The organism is Danxiaibacter flavus (assembly GCF_041060425.1).
Lineage (GTDB): Bacteria > Bacteroidota > Bacteroidia > Chitinophagales > Chitinophagaceae > Danxiaibacter > Danxiaibacter flavus.
Genome location: NZ_JAULBC010000009.1, coordinates 40729 through 54714 on the forward strand (window position 1 = coordinate 40729; position 13986 = coordinate 54714).

Genomic DNA, 13986 nt, shown 5'->3' on the forward strand with positions numbered 1-13986 from the left:
ATCTACCATCCATATGGTTGCTTCAACTGTGGATTTAACACCAACTGTGTTTGCGGAATAGGACGATAGTAGTACTTAGGTTCAATAAAATTACGGGGCTGATCCCTGTCAACAGTAAATGCGATATAGCCAGATGTGCCGTTTGTCAGATAAAAGTTATTGTCCTTTCCATTTGCATCTTTCAAATAGAATTTTGACAATTTCTTTTTTACATCATCCGGTAGATTGTTGATCGGACTTTCATCATTTGGTGAGGCAAGTATTGCAATGTCTGGCTGACCATCACCCGTAACATCAATTCCGCCCAATGCACTAACGTACATGCCTTGCTGTGCATCCTGGAGACGCTTGCCGGCATACCAGCGTTGCAGATCATCAAAGCGCTGACCTTCACATGCCAGTTCAACACGACGTTCTCTTCTTATTTCGAGAATTGCACCTTTATTCAGTCCGCTTACATTAGGGTAGTATTGTGCTAAAACAGGATCAATTTCAGCATTTGCTTTTGTCAGCAATAAATGTGGCATTTGAACACGATCCCTGATCAGGTTGATTGTTTTGTCTACGTCTTCTTGTGTAATAGTTCCGGATTCGGCTTTCGCTTCAGCATACACAAGCAGTGCTTCAGCGTAACGGAAGATAGGAAGAGAGGTATAGTCTAAAACCCAACCTTGTCTTTGTGCAGGATCACGAGGATAAAATTTTACCTGGTCATATTCTCCAAGATTTGGTTTGGCTATATAAGGATCTCCATTTGCGCCATTGGTTGAAAAGCCCGGAGGTGCAATGGTTTCAGCCAAACGTGGATCGCGGTTGACAAATACTTCAGTGAAGGTTTTTTTGTCATAGCCAGGAACTGAAGTAAATGGAGTGCCGTCTTTCATCAAAAATGATTCCATCAGGCTGCGGCTTAAGGACCATGTCCAGCCAAGCACAACGTGTGTGTTGTTTCCGCCCCCCAATGCTTTGTCGTAGCTGGCCCATTGAATCATTTCATTGTTTCCTGAAAGACTGGTACTCGCAAACAGATTGCGAAAATCCGTAGCTCCGTTTCCTGTAGAAGTGAGACTGAATTTACCGCTTTGCATCAGCTGCTGGCTTGCCCACACTGCTTTATCAAGGAAGCGTTGGTAATCGTTACTCAATCCTATTTCAGCATGATATTTTCTGTAAGTGCCTTCGTACAAACAGATGCGCGCCATCAATGCAAGTGCACTCCACTGCGTAACTCTTGTTCTATTGCCCTCAGTTGGTTTGATATAGGTTGTTGAGTATGTAAGATCATTCAGCATGGAATCTACAACAACTGCCCTTGGGGTGGCCGGCAGATATAAGCTGCTGTCGCCAGCGGGCATTGCGTGTGAAAACCATGGAACATCAGAATATCTTTTCACTTTGCTGAAATAGAACCAGGCCCGGAAAAACTTGGCAATGCCAATGTAATGGTTGATGGCAGCAGTGTCTCCCTGCGCTTTACCTGCATGATCTAACATGTAGTTGATATTACGCAAGCTGCCCCAATCGCTCCATCCGCCAACATTTGCGGGCGTTATAGAACCGCGCACCAATTGATCTGTTTCTCCGCCACCGCTGTAGCTGGAGATATTGTCAGAGTTCAGATCGTCATAGCCAAACTGCAATTGGCTATAAAAACTGTTGGAATAAGTTTCGAGATCCTGTGGAGTATTGAAAAAAGTTTCTGAAGTCACATTCGATTGTGGAGCCCGCTGCAGAAAATCTTTTTTGCAGGAAAAAAGCCCCGTAGTAACCGATAGTATCGCTGCTATATAAATTGTTTTCTTCATGATGTACGAGGTTAACAATTAGAAATTGAAGTTTAAACCCAATGAATATGTTTTCTGGAAAGGATATACAGTGCCGTCCAATCCTTCGGGATCGAGATTTGCTTTCAGATGTTTGATGGTAAACAAATTCTCTGCACTCACATAAAAGCGGAGCTTGTTTATTTTCCACTTCTGCGTTAATGAAAGCGGCAATGAATAACCAATGGTTAAATTCTTAAGGCGGAGATATGCTGCGTTTTGCAAGTATCTTGTTTGAGGAGCGCCAAGCTCGCTGGCATCTTCCGCTATGTAAGATTTAACTCTTGGGAAATATCCATTAGGTGTTTCCGGTGTCCAATGATCAAGGTTGTGTTCCTGTATGTTGGTCCATGGCTGGGCATAGATCCCCCAGAAATAGTGATTGCTTGGATTCGGATACCAGTCGCGCTTACCAATGCCTTGCGCAAACACGCGAAGATCAAATCCTTTATAGTCTGCGGTGAATTGGAAACTGTAATTATAGTGTGGCGCATTGTTGCCAATTATCTTTTTATCACCGGGGTTGCTTACGGTGTTATTGCCATAATCAACTTTTCCATCATTATTCAGGTCTTTAAACTTCAAGTCTCCCACATAAAATTTATACTGCTGATCATCAGAGCCAACCGCGGTCTGGTCCGCATGTTTCTGAATATCTTCATCATTTTGGAAAAAGCCTTCTGTTGTCAATCCCCAAATTTCACCAATTTGCATGCCTTCATAGTAATCACTTAGAATCTTGTTGGGATTGTCATACTTTGTAATGAAAGCTTTGCTATCACCAAGTGTAAAGCGCAGTGAATACAGGAATGGCGAAGATGCGAGTCTGAATTGATCTCTCCAGCTGGCAGTTAATTCCCATCCTTTGGTTTTTAAGTTAGCTGCATTTGTTTGTGGCTCAGATGCGCCGAAGGTTCCGGGCAGCGTTTTACTTTTAGTAAGCATGCCTTCAGTGTAGCGTGTGTACCAGTCAAAATTCAACTCAAGTTTGTTGTTAAGGAAGGCCATGTCAGTTCCGAAGTTTACCGTCTTTACAGTTTCCCATGTTAACGTTGGCGAAACAACTGCAGGCTGACTTACACCGATAGGTCGCTGTCCATCCAGTACACTTGCGATCTGGCCTGCCGGCATCGACGGAATATATGGATAAACGTAGGCTGGGTTATTGTATTGGTTGGCATTCAAAGCCTGGTTACCCAAAGATCCGTAAGAGGCGCGAAGCTTGAACAGATCCATACGGATAGAACGGCTAATATTACCAAAGAAGTTTTCCTTAGACACTACCCATGCTCCTGATGCTGACGGGAAGAATCCCCATCTGTCATTTGAAGGGAAGCGTGAGGTTCCGTCATAGCGACCATTCAGTTCAACTATATATTTATTGTCAAAGATATAATTGAGGCGATAGAAAAGACCTCTGACAGCCCAGTCGGTAATGGTGCTTCCCTGTGTAATTGTACCTGTAGCAACTTGTGTGTTGGGAATAGAAGTACTGATCAGGTTGTTGCGTTGTACCCAGAAATAATTGCGGTACCAGTATTCCTGGTTAAATCCTGCGAGCGCCTGTAAGAAATGTTTCTGCGCAAAGGTTTTATGAAAATCAGTATAAACGTTATAGACGTTATAGTTTATAGCGCCTTCTTCATTTTTTGCCCATGTTGTGTTACCTCCATCCGCGGAATAAATATAACCCAGCGGTTGGGTAGGTCCATTTCTGTAAGGCACCGGTACGTTAAATCCGTTTGTTGTTGCATTTGTTCTTCTGTAGGAAGCTTCTCCTTTAACGGTCCAGGTGTCTTTTATCAAAGAGATCTCAGCATTGATGTTTGCGAGAACATCATTTGTATTGGTGGTAGTTCTTCCTCCATCCTGCAATGTCCCCAGTAAAGAAGCGCCATCAGCAGTCCATGTACCATCCGGATTTTTAGGGACCGATAAAGAAGGTGTTCTGTTTACGTTGTGAAAATAAAGGTAAGATGAGTTGTAAGTAGGCATGTCGTACTTACTTACGGTGAATGTTGTGTTGGTACCCAGCTTGAACCATTTGGTAACCTGGTAAGTACCGTTTCCACGCAGGTTGTAACGGTTGTATATATCAGTGCCATATCTGAGCAAACCATCCTGTTGATAGTAGCCCGCAGACATGTAATAAGACAGCTTATTTGTTTTTTGTGAAAGACTTACATTACCTGTATAGGCTGGTGCAGACTTGCGGTATGCTTCATTCATCCAGTTGGTTGAACCGTAATAGGCCCATTTGTTGGGATCTGTCGGATCAACAATTACTGCAGGGAGGGAAGGGTCTTTTGATCTTTTAGCTGCATATTCCCTTACTGCATCAGGATACAAATCATACAGAGGTGTGGCTGCGTCATGTTTGTATTGCATCACCGTTAATGGATCTGTTACTATTTTAGGAAGACTACCGGCATCACGTACAGCATAATTGAAATCTGCGCTAACCTGGAGCTTTTCGGATTTAGCAGTTTTCGTCGTGATCAATACAACACCAAAGGCTGCGCGTGCTCCATAAATAGCTGAGGCCGCCGCATCTTTTAATACTGAAACGCTCTCTACATCAGCGGGGTTTAAACGGGTGAGTTCATCAGGTCTTACCGGAACGTTATCAACCAAAATAAATGCATCGCCACCTGTTAAAGATGTATATCCTCTCACATTAAATGCAGGTGCATCGGTAGGTCTTCCACTTACCGGAGTAATGTTCAGGTTGGGGATCAATCCTTCCAATCCTGCGCCAACGCTGTTGATAGGCCTGCTTTCCAACTCTTTGGATGATACAGATTGAACCGCACCACTCAGATTTACTTTTTTCTGCTTGCCGTAACCAACTACAACAATTTCAGAAAGATCGTTATTGGCTTCTTTCAGCTTTACAATGATTGAATTGGTAATGCCCTGCTTAAGTGCATAGTTTTTAATTGCTTTTAATTCATAACCAACATGTGTGAACTGCAGGTTGTACTTTAGCGAAGCATCCAGGTTTTCAAATATAAAAACACCATCTTCATTTGTCTGTGTTGCATGGCTTACATTACCGGCCTTCAATTCAACTGAAACACCATTTAGCGCTTCTCCTTTTTCGCTTTGTATTAAACCCTTTATGGTTGCAGCTTTGTTCTGCCCAAAAACGGGTAAGGTTAAATAACAACTAAGAAACAGAAGCAATAACATGGAAGACGCGCGACCAAGGTACGGCCTCTTCTTGCGCAGTTTGTCTTTTTTCATTTTGTTTTTGTTTTTGCAATGAGTTCGGTTGGCGTTAATTTTTGATAACGCCAAAAGCTAACGGGATTAATTAAGGGATTAGGGCATAGGTATCCTTTACACGTCAGGGCCCGTGCGTGTTTAAGTCTTTTTATGTATTTTGATTACTGATTTTTCTGAAACAGGAAACTGTTTGCGGTCCTGGTTATTGTAAATCCATTTAATAAAGCAATGTTCTGCAGAATGTTTTCCGGCGATTCATTTGGTTCTATCAATCCTGTAAAGTCAAGCGTGTCAATCTCTGCATCTTTATATTGAATAGAAATATTGTATACTTCTTCCAGTTTTTTGAATACGTTTTTCAATGGCTCGTTGGTGAAGTCCATTCCCGTGCTGGTGTTTTGTTGAACTTTGGCAGGTGGTACTTCTGCAACTTTTTCAGACACTATCTTTTCCGGTTCGTCTTTCATGTTTTGAAGAACAGTTTCAAAGGTCTGCATGTTTACTGTAATCTCCTGGCCCGGTACCAGGTAAACATCCTGCATTTGTTTGGCTGCATCTGTTTGTTTAACCACAACCTTACCTGTATATAGTGTCACAGTTACATTCTTATCCTTTCTGTATGCCTTTATTGTGAAGGATGTACCGAGCGCTGTTGTTGATATGTCCTTGCTATACACAATAAAAGGACGCTGTTTGTTTTTTGCAACAGTAAAGAACGCTTCACCTTCCAGGTAGATTTCGCGCTTTACATCATCAAATTTTTCCTTGTACCTGATCAGCGATCCGGGATTTATGTTCACAGCCGATCCATCTGGCAGCGCCACTTTTAAATTTTTTGTACCATCGTTCTTTACAACCTTTAGCTGCGCAATGGTTGGTAGTGTTGCTACTTTTTGAGTCTGCTTTGCTACTTCATGCTCGTGGTTGACCTTCGTGAATAACCAAAATACACCAATTACAAGAATAACTACCGCTGCAGCGGCAACGCGGAATAATATGCTCGGTATGTTGTTATTTTTTTTATATGTTGCCCTTTCAACAGCTTTCAGCATTTCCTCAGCTTCTTTCCCGCTGTGCGTGTTTTGCGGGATTGTTAGATTGTTCCACTCTTCACCTGAAAAATACACATCCATCAATGCCGGGTTTTCACTAAGCATTTTTGTTACATACTCAGCTTCTTCCCTGGTGCATTTGTTTGCAAGAAATTTTTCTATCAGTTCTTTAGACAAGTTCAATGGAATGTGGTGTTTATAATAATACGATTGAAGAAGGCCCTACCCGTAATGGAGGAAAAAATATTTTTTAAACCATATAAGGCCTATAAGAAAATATAAGGTTTTTTAGGAAATGATGAATAAGTCAAAAGTAAAAAGTAGAAAATGTAGAAAAGGCTTCAGTATGCGAAAGACTGCAAAGTGAAAGGCTCTTGGGTCGTTGCTTACATGCTCTTATATGCCTTCTATACAACTAGTGAATAGTGAATGGTCAATGGTGAAGGTCCGAGCTGGTTAAGTAAATATATTGTCGTTTAAGTGTTATTATTATCTTGAGTAAAAGCTCTTATTTGCTCTTATATGCCTTATATGGTTTAAAAAACTTCGCTTCGGTCAGCTTTAGGCTTTAGGCTTTGGGCTTTAAGCTTTATCAATTGTTTACAAAGAAACGTTGGCGCCCGACACCTTACTTATATGGTTCAAAAAATCCCTTATATGGTTCAAAAAAAAGCAGACAATACTTTCCTTAATTGTTTAAGCGCGAGGGAAATATGTTTTTCAACTGTGCGGTCTGAGATCTCCAGTTTACCCGCTATTTGTTTGTATGAAAATCCATGCAGCCTGCTAAGTACAAAGATCTGCTTGCGAACAGGAGGGAGGCTGTTTAGCGCATTTATAATGTTTTTTTCTGTATCAACTTCCGTAACAGGGTGAACAAACTCTTCCTTGCTTTCTTTCAATACATACAACTGCGCTTTTCGTTGCTGTGCTTTTGCACGGAGCGTGTCAATCAACGTAGTTCTGGCTATTCTGAACAATTGCGTTTCCAGTGAAAGGTCTTCGGAGAGTGTATGCCGGTAATCCCAAAGCTTGATAAAAGTGAGTTGTGTAAGCTCTTTGCTCAAAGCTTCGTCCTTTACCTTAAGCATAAAGTATTGGTACGCTTTCGGCTGCCATTGCAGAAAAGTTTCCCGGAATACAACATGATCCCCCGCTTTTATGTAATTAACAATACTCACTCTTTTCAAATAAAATCCAGCGCAATTTGCAACTATCTGTTTGTTCTATGGCATTAAATCATTGTAAACAAAAATCGTTCTGGTCTTTGCTAAAACGCGCCGGCATTGGTATTCAACAGTTAGATTCTGAAACAAATTAGTTGAATAAATCAGATTTTAAAATATCAAACGTTTGCGTAAGTTAATGTGTGCATTGGACACCAGGTAAGTCTCTCATGCATATAAAGTCGCTGTCTTTCTTAAGATCCTTTATAAGCTGATGCAGCCTCTCCTGCATGCATGTGCCCGAATGTCTCTTTATATAAAAAGGAATATTGTATTGCGTGATTTCTGTGAATTCCCACGGATGAAAATAAAGTGACAGGTATCCGTCTTTCTTCAACGTATGGATGGCCATTTTTTTATAAATAGCATAAGGAAGATTTTTGAATGCCAGCCAGAATAACGGGATCCGGAAATTGCTACTTACGGAAACCGGTACATTAACCACACCCAGTTGCTTGTATAGAGTTCTGGGTTTACTGAGGTTGTTATATCTGCCTGGTAGCCATGAAGGGTTTATGGATGAATTATATATGTAACCTGCCTGCTGTACCAGCTCTGGTGATACCGCCTGTAATCTCGGCATACGTAGTCCGATAACTTTTTTGCCTGTAATGTTTTCAAGTGTTATTCTGCTTTCAAGCAAATGCCGTTCTTCGAAGCTTGAATGAAAGAAAGTATGTGATCCTATTTCGTTACTTTCAGATAGCCTCCTGATTTCATCCGGGTATTGGCTGGCAAAATTAGCTGTCGTAAAGAATGTGTATGCCTGATTGTAGATATGTAGCACTTGTTGCAATTTCTTCAAGCCATCATAGCCGGTGTCCATCTGCTCGAGTACAGATATGGCACAACCATATTCAAGCGGAAGATCAAATTCTTCAACATCAAACGTGAGTAGGGTAAACCTGTTCAGTTGCTTCATGCCGGCGATAATTCTTTTTTCAATATTTCTTGCGCGTGTAGAAATTGCCTTTTATGTATCTGCACAATGATAGTAATCCATAGTATGCAGCAAGGCAAAGCTTTTAGCGCGTAGGGTCTTGCGATATGGGTTCTTACCCATGGCGTAAAAATATCGGAATATGAAAAACTTGTTAGCAATAACGCAAATACAAGCATTGCATTAGCCCAGGCGTTCTTCGGTTGCAGAATGTACCAGAGACAAACGGCCGGGAATGCAATAATATAAGTAGGCGATTCTGATCCTGTGCTAAATATTACCGTGAATAGCAATACGGAACACAATATGTATAGTCGCAATGATGTATTGTTAAAGAACCTGTATTGCATGTATTGCGTAGCAAATGCAATTAGCGCTGGAATAATCACAAATGAGTCTTTCAGTGCCGGGAAAAATATTCGCCTGATTAGCCCCATCATCGATATGTCCTGGTAGTCGTTGTGAATATCGAGTCTGATATTCTTTGCTGATTTTTGTATGAGCGCCTGTTTCCAATCACCATAGGATTGCAGGATAAAATCTGCACTCGATATTAGCATTGGAGCGGTAAAAAAAACAATACTCCAAACAATCAGCCACGCAATAAAACGAAGTGGCTTTCCTGAAAAGAAAAAAAATGCCAGCCCTACTATGCCGTATATCTTAATGAATGTTGCTAACAAAAGATAAAATGCAGCATAACCTTCTTTGCCTTTATGCAGCGATGTAAATGTTAGTATGATGCATGCAGCGGTTAATCCGTTTGATTGCAGCCACGATGAGGCAGTCATCATCTCGTGGGAGCTAAGAATGAGGATTGTATTCTGTGCCGTTTTTTCTACTGGAAGATCGCGAATGGCGTAATAAAGCGCACTAACGTTCAGCAATACCCATAATATTACACCAGCCTTATCCGGCAAAAAACTAAATGGAGCCATTACTATGCTGAAGAACGGGCCATAAAGATTGACGTCAGAATACTGCTGTGGGTACTCTATATATAAATTAGTCTGCTGAATGGTGTGCAGATAAACATGTTTGAAGATGATGAAGTTATTGAGTGTATTTCCGCGTACGTTTAGCATAACTGCAATAAGTGACAAACCAAACCATAATGCAATGGCCAGCCCGGTTTTTTTTAGAAATGCTCCCGAGCGAATCCATGCTAAAAACTTATTTATTGTTGTGCTCATCTGTATACTTCTTTAACTATTCAACTGTCTCGGTTTCGCGTGAATGCAAAGTGCTGTTGATATCATATTTTTTGCGATCAGAAATTGTTGTCAGTTTCCGGTTCCTGTTAAACAACAGGTATAAAAAATTTCTGATTTCTGTTTTAATCACACCTGCGTTCATATTTGAGAACTGGATGTTCTCACGCAATGTCAACGGTGCTGGCTTTATGTGCAGACCAAATCTGTACGCTAATTGAACGAATTCGGCGTCTACAAGAAACCTGTTTATGGTTGTGTTTAAAAAAATACTTCTGCCGACGTGATTAAATGCCTTAAGGCCCGATTGTGTGTCTGCAACGGGCAGTCGCAGTAGGAAGCGGTTAAGAAAATTACAGGCTTTGGATATAATGTATCGTTTGAGTGGCAATTTCTTAAAGTATGCCTTATCTCTTTTGCCTACAACAACGTCATATCCTTGCAATAACAGATGGTACATGTCTGCAAGATTGGAATGTACATAAGGAAAATCAAAATCGGTTACTATTACATATTTTCCTCTTGCTGACGCCACGCCTTTTCGCAGGGCATAGCCTTTACCCATGTTGGCGGCGTAAGAAATAAACGAAATATTGCTATGCGATTCTGTAAGTTCCCGGAACTTATATAACAATGATTTGTTCTCAAATCCGTCATTAACAACAATGAACTGAATGTTGAGGCCTGTTAGCTGCATTTTTACCTGCCGGATATTTTTGAGCAGATCATAATGCCAGCTCGACTTAGGTTTGCAGAGGGGTACTACTACACTAAGGTTACAATGTTTCAATTTAAGGGTATTTGCTGCAATTTCCTCAATTTGGATTGAATAGTAAAATTTATATATAAAATTAGCGGAAGAGAGAAAAAAAATAGGTAAAACAGAATAAAAATCAGGTTAGGCGATTATTTCGCTTTTCTTGAGTACCGCCGTGTGCATCAGTTGTAAAAAACGATGCATTTCGTTCATGCCATTCATGTCTTCTGCGATAAGCAGGAAGTTTTTACCGGCCTGCTTTAGACGAGCCCTGTTGGTGCCTGTTTGCAGATAGTGCAATATATTTTTAAAGATGTCTGACTCAAAGTATGGTGAATCATTCTTGTTGATAAAATAGCAACGAAGTGTGTTCTCTTTCAAAGCCATCTTTTCAAAGCCAAGATCTACTGCGAGCCAGCGGCAACGCACGGTAGTGAAAAGATCCTCCACCTGCGGAGGAATAGGGCCAAAACGATCTATCAGCTCATTATGGAAATCCTGCAGATCTTCTTCGTTCTCGCAACTATCCAGTCTTGTGTATAGAGAAAGACGTTCTGTAATGCTCTCTACATAGCTATCGGGAATAAGTATTTCCAGATCTGTATCAATGGTACAATCGCTCACATAATCATCCTGCTTACTGATCTCATCTTTAAAGAGGTCTTTAAATGATGTACGTTTCAATTCGCGGATGGCTTCATCAAGAATTTTCTGATACATTTCAAAACCAATCTCTGCCATAAAGCCGCTCTGATCACCGCCAAGCATATTTCCCGCACCGCGTATATCAAGATCACGCATCGCAATCTGGAAGCCACTTCCAAGATCGCTGAATTGTTCCAATGTCTGCAGGCGTTTACGTGAGTCGGATGGTAATGTACTCATCGGCGGTCCCAATAAATAACAGAACGCTTTCTTGTTGCTTCTGCCCACACGTCCGCGTAACTGGTGAAGATCACTCAATCCAAAATGGTGCGCATTGTTAACGATGATGGTATTAACGTTCGGAATATCCACGCCGCTTTCAACGATGTTTGTACAGATCAGTACGTCATATTTCCGGTCGATAAAATCAAGGATCTTTTCTTCCAGTTCATGGCCTTCCATTTGTCCGTGTGCATATGAAATGCTCAGGTCAGGACATTGCGCCTGGATCAACGCAGCCATCTCTTTCAAACCTTGTACACGGTTATGGATAAAGAAGACCTGTCCGCCGCGTTCTGTTTCATAATAGATCGCATCTCTTATGAATTCCGCGTTGAACACATGAACCTCAGTTTGAATAGGCTGCCTGTTAGGCGGAGGTGTATTGATAATACTTAAGTCACGCGCGCCCATTAATGAGAACTGTAAGGTTCTGGGGATCGGCGTTGCTGTAAGCGTTAAACAGTCAACATTGGTCTTCAGCGTTTTCAGCTTTTCCTTATGCGCCACACCAAACTTCTGCTCCTCATCTATTACCATCAGGCCGAGGTCCTTAAACTTCACTTCCTTGCCCAGCAAACCATGCGTACCTATGATAATATCGATCTTACCTTCTTCAAGTTTCTTTAGTGTTTCCTTTTTCTCTTTAGATGATTTAAAGCGATTGATATAATCCACCGTTACAGGAAAATCTTTCAACCTTTCTTTAAATGTTTTATAGTGCTGAAAAGCAAGGATGGTTGTCGGCACCAAAACGGCAGCCTGTTTGCCATCCACGCATGTTTTGAAAGCTGATCTTATTGCAACCTCAGTTTTACCAAAACCTACATCACCGCACACCAGGCGATCCATCGGTGCGGGCGATTCCATATCTTTCTTTACATCAGCTGTAGCCTTGCTTTGGTCGGGCGTATCTTCATAAATAAAGCTTGCTTCCAGCTCAGTTTGCATATAATTGTCCGGAGTATGTGCAAAGCCTGTCTGCGCCTTGCGCTGAGCGTACAATTTTATCAGGTCGAAGGCAATTTCTTTAACCTTCGTTTTGGTTTTTTCTTTCAGCCTGTTCCAAACGTCACTACCCAGTTTGTTGATCTTGGGCGTTGTGCCCTCTTTACCGGTATACTTGGAGATCTTGTGCAGCGAGTTGATATTCACATACAGAATATCGCCATCCTTATAAATAATGCGGACAGCCTCCTGTAACTTGCCATTCACCTCAAGTTTTTGTAGACCACTATAAGTGCCCACACCGTGATCAATATGCGTTACATAGTCTCCTGGCTGAAGCTCCCGTAATGTACGGATGGTAAGCGCCTTGTTCTTGTTATAAGCCTGCTTAACACGGTATTTGTGGTATCGTTGGAAGATCTGGTGATCCGTATAACAGACAACTTTCAGGTCCTCATCAATAAAGCCTTCGTGAATGCTGGTTGCCAACGGAGTAAATTGGATCTCAGTATTAAGATCAGTAAAAATCGTGTTCAGTCTTTCCAGCTGTTTGGCCTGTTCAGCAAATATGTAAATGCTATAACCTTTGCTTTCGTGATCTTTCAGGTCCTTGATCAGCAGATCAAATTGTCTGTTGAAAGCGGGCTGCGGCCTGGTGTTGAATTCAATTTCACTTGTAGACAACTGAGGCTTGTAGCCAAATTCAACGATGTGACGTTGTTGCACCTGTCTTTCAATAGTTGCAGCCGGAACAAAATCTTCCAGCCTTACTTCTTTGAGAATTTTTGTTTCATCCTCATCATCTTCATAAGTGGGTTTGGACTTATTGCCTACAGTGCTATCCTGCGACAATTTTTCAAGAAACTGTCCAAGATCCATTTCCTCTTCTTCCAACTGTTCCTTAATCACATCCCAATCTTTCAGCCACACGATCGTGTTCTCAGGCAGATATTCCAGCAGTGAAATTTTTTCATTGCTGTCAAACTGCGTTTCAATATTCGGGATGATAGAAACCTGCAACAATTTGCGTTCACTCAACTGTGTCTCGGGATCAAATATGCGGATGCTATCCACTTCATTGCCGAATAACTCAACACGGTATGGCTTCTCATTGCCGAAAGAATAGATATCAAGAATACCTCCGCGTAAAGCAAACTGGCCCGGCTCGTACACAAAATCCGTGCGCACAAAGCCATACATTACAAACAATTCCATGATGCCGTTCAGGTCAATGGTATCGTTTGCTTTTATATGAATGATGTTGCCACTAAGTGTTTTAGGAAGAACTACTTTTTCAAACAATGCTTCGGGATAGGTAACAATAATCTTCTTGTTACCGCCAGCGGAAAGTTTGGTCAGCGCTTCAGTACGAAGCATGACATGGGACGAATTTAGCAGCTTAAAGTTCTTCCTGTTTTTGAAGGAAGATGGAAAATAGAACAGATCGAGCGCGTTCGTCAGGTTTTCCAATGTGTTGTGGAAATAGGCTGCTTCTTCGGCGTCGTTCAGTACTACTAAGTGATTGAGCTGCTGTGTGGAAGCGTGTGTAAATACGCCGGTTACGATAAATTCGGCGCTGCTCCCCTGTAGGTTTTTAAGAAAGATATGCTGGGTATCGGCAAATGTCAGCCTGTCCGCCAATTGAAAAAGGCGGGGGTTCTGTTGATATTTCTCCAGTAACTCGCTTAAATTCATAAAACCGGCCGCAAAGATAATGGATTTGCCGCAAAGGCGCTAAGGCAGAAAGAAGCACAAAGGGATAAACCACGGAGACAATACGGCACAGGTGAAACACAACGATTTAGCCACGAACGCGCTAAGATGGAAGGAAGCACAAAGGGTAAACGACGGAGACAATACGGCACAAAGAGTCACGG

8 protein-coding genes are annotated in these 13986 nt (G+C 41.6%); all 8 read right to left on the reverse strand.

Annotated elements, in window-relative coordinates:
- Positions 1 to 2: 2 nt before the first annotated feature.
- The 8 genes from QTN47_RS23790 to mfd all read right to left on the reverse strand — a co-directional run bounded on the left by QTN47_RS23790 (position 3) and on the right by mfd (position 13804).
- Positions 3 to 1805 carry a RagB/SusD family nutrient uptake outer membrane protein gene (locus tag QTN47_RS23790; RefSeq protein WP_369331946.1) on the reverse strand — a complete coding sequence of 601 codons (1803 nt, stop codon included), beginning with the start codon at positions 1803 to 1805 and terminating at the stop codon, positions 3 to 5.
- Positions 1806 to 1823: 18 nt separating this feature from the next.
- The gene (locus QTN47_RS23795) at positions 1824 to 5069 is read right to left on the reverse strand and encodes a SusC/RagA family TonB-linked outer membrane protein (protein WP_369331947.1); all 3246 of its coding nucleotides are present in this window, start codon (positions 5067 to 5069) and stop codon (positions 1824 to 1826) included.
- A 143-nt stretch (positions 5070 to 5212) separates the two neighbouring features.
- Positions 5213 to 6286, reverse strand: a complete 1074-nt coding sequence (locus tag QTN47_RS23800) for a FecR family protein (RefSeq protein ID WP_369331948.1) — start codon at positions 6284 to 6286, stop codon at positions 5213 to 5215.
- Between the two features lie 479 nt (positions 6287 to 6765).
- On the reverse strand, positions 6766 to 7284 hold the full coding sequence (locus QTN47_RS23805; protein WP_369332073.1) for an RNA polymerase sigma factor: 519 nt from the start codon (positions 7282 to 7284) through the stop codon (positions 6766 to 6768).
- A 181-nt stretch (positions 7285 to 7465) separates the two neighbouring features.
- Positions 7466 to 8251, reverse strand: coding sequence for a polysaccharide deacetylase family protein (locus QTN47_RS23810; protein ID WP_369331949.1), 786 nt, complete (start codon positions 8249 to 8251; stop codon positions 7466 to 7468).
- Positions 8248 to 9462, reverse strand: coding sequence for a glycosyltransferase family 87 protein (locus tag QTN47_RS23815; protein ID WP_369331950.1), 1215 nt, complete (start codon positions 9460 to 9462; stop codon positions 8248 to 8250). Before QTN47_RS23815 ends, QTN47_RS23810 begins: the two co-directional genes overlap by 4 nt.
- 16 nt (positions 9463 to 9478) lie before the next feature.
- Positions 9479 to 10270, reverse strand: coding sequence for a glycosyltransferase family 2 protein (locus QTN47_RS23820; RefSeq protein WP_369331951.1), 792 nt, complete (start codon positions 10268 to 10270; stop codon positions 9479 to 9481).
- Positions 10271 to 10378: 108 nt separating this feature from the next.
- Positions 10379 to 13804, reverse strand: coding sequence for a transcription-repair coupling factor (gene mfd, locus QTN47_RS23825; RefSeq protein WP_369331952.1), 3426 nt, complete (start codon positions 13802 to 13804; stop codon positions 10379 to 10381).
- Positions 13805 to 13986: the final 182 nt, after the last annotated feature.

Bases quoted from the DNA above. Each gene is read 5' to 3' on its own strand.
- QTN47_RS23790 (WP_369331946.1), bottom strand. From the start codon at position 1,805: ATGAAGAAAACAATTTATATAGCAGCGATACTATCGGTTACTACGGGG.
- QTN47_RS23795 (WP_369331947.1), bottom strand. From the start codon at position 5,069: ATGAAAAAAGACAAACTGCGCAAGAAGAGGCCGTACCTTGGTCGCGCG.
- QTN47_RS23810 (WP_369331949.1), bottom strand. From the start codon at position 8,251: ATGAAGCAACTGAACAGGTTTACCCTACTCACGTTTGATGTTGAAGAA.
- QTN47_RS23815 (WP_369331950.1), bottom strand. From the start codon at position 9,462: ATGAGCACAACAATAAATAAGTTTTTAGCATGGATTCGCTCGGGAGCA.
- mfd (WP_369331952.1), bottom strand. From the start codon at position 13,804: ATGAATTTAAGCGAGTTACTGGAGAAATATCAACAGAACCCCCGCCTT.